This window comes from Delftia sp. S65 (assembly GCF_016516495.1).
In the GTDB taxonomy this organism is placed as follows: Bacteria; Pseudomonadota; Gammaproteobacteria; order Burkholderiales; family Burkholderiaceae_C; genus Comamonas; species Comamonas acidovorans.
Window position 1 is genome coordinate 1 of record NZ_JACVUR010000115.1, and the last position, 262, is coordinate 262.

Genomic DNA, 262 nt, shown 5'->3' on the forward strand with positions numbered 1-262 from the left:
CACTGGGCCGTCGTCGTCTTTGCCAGGCTGCTTGCCCGGCGTGCTCGGCTTAGTCGTGCCAAGCGTCGCCAGCAGCTTGTCGAAGTACCCACGCACCGTGTCGCTGAGCGCGGCCGTGCCGTTGACGAGTTCGTCAGCGGTATTGGCCAGGGCATCCAGCTGCTCGATCTGGGTCTGCACCGCCTTCAGTTGCCGCTCTTCAAACGACAGCTGTATGCCGGCAATCTCGCCCATCTCGGCCAGTTGGCCCGCCAGCACCTTG

General features: G+C 64.5%; 1 protein-coding gene. It reads right to left on the bottom strand.

The genetic code is table 11. From position 1 onward, the window contains the following. Nucleotides 1–262 (bottom strand): hypothetical protein (locus tag IAE24_RS30060; RefSeq protein ID WP_199962549.1); only part of this gene is annotated, 262 nt, incomplete at both ends.